Here is a 1,033-nt window from a genome sequence, read left to right as displayed (position 1 = left end):
TTCATAAAGATAATCTGAACGATGTTGCTGTGCTTTATTCATGATAAATACTCCTTTTTTAAAGGTATATTTACCGTAGTCGAGCTTATGGGCTTTCACTCTGCCGCGAAGCGGCTTCGTTCAACAATCTGTTTAAGAGTGATTCGCAACGCTTGGCATTTTTGGCATGCGTTGCGTTTTGTGTTTAAGGTGGTATGCGGAAGTTTCGGTATTGCGTTGCTCACACCTTAACAGGGCGTTAAATGCACCTCGGAGTATTTTCGTAATGGAAATGAACACCTTAGTATTGTTTGTAATTGCAGCTCTATCTATAAACCTGATACCTGGGCCTGATGTAATTTACATTGTAACGAATACAATGAAAGGGAAAATGAAGTCAGGTATCAAAGCTTCACTGGGTTTAGGTGTTGGATATTTGATTCATACATTAGCTGCTGTTTTAGGTCTTTCTGCATTAATTCTTAGCTCTGCATTTTTATTTACGATAATCAAGTGTTTAGGTGCGGCTTACTTACTCTATCTTGGCGCAATATCAATTATTAATTGTTACCGTAACAATTCTAAAATTTGTGTGGATATTTCAGATGAAAAACAAAGTAATATTTTCAAGCAAGGCGTCATCGTTAGTGTATTAAACCCTAAAGTCGCAATGTTCTTTCTAGCATTCCTGCCTCAGTTTATTGATCCAACGGCAGTTAATGCTACAGGCGAATTGCTGACTTTAGGTTTGTTATTTAGTCTCTTAGCAACAGGTTGTAACTTGTTTTATGCCAGTTTAGGAAGCATTTTGTTTAGCAGTCCTAAAGCTCAGAAATACTCAAGAACACTTGAAGGAGTATCAGGTACAATCTTAATTGGTTTAAGTGCAAAGATAGCCTTAAGCAGCAATAAATAGTGCATATAACGAATAAGGATATGTGTCGCGAAGCCGACACCTATCCGAAGTGTTGGACAAGCCCAAGCCACCTTATATAAGTAAATATTGGAAATATCATGAAGGGTGATGACAAAAAGAAGTCGAGCGTTATCCTTG

General features: G+C 37.7%; 1 protein-coding gene. It reads left to right on the top strand.

The window, feature by feature from the left end; all coding sequences use genetic code 11:
- The first annotated feature begins 265 nt into the window (after positions 1–265).
- A complete protein-coding gene (locus C9J46_RS21300) occupies positions 266–895 on the top strand; it encodes a LysE family translocator (RefSeq protein WP_107291492.1) in 630 nt (209 codons plus the stop codon).
- Positions 896–1,033 lie beyond the last annotated feature (138 nt).

Origin of the sequence: Photobacterium sp. GB-36, assembly GCF_003026135.1 — a bacterium.
Lineage (GTDB): Bacteria > Pseudomonadota > Gammaproteobacteria > Enterobacterales > Vibrionaceae > Photobacterium.
The sequence above is the reverse complement of the archived record's forward strand: the minus strand, read 5'-3'. Positions and strand labels throughout refer to the sequence as shown.

Excerpts from the sequence above, each read along its gene's own strand:
- C9J46_RS21300 (WP_107291492.1), top strand. The coding sequence starts at position 266 with ATGGAAATGAACACCTTAGTATTGTTTGTAATTGCAGCTCTATCTATA.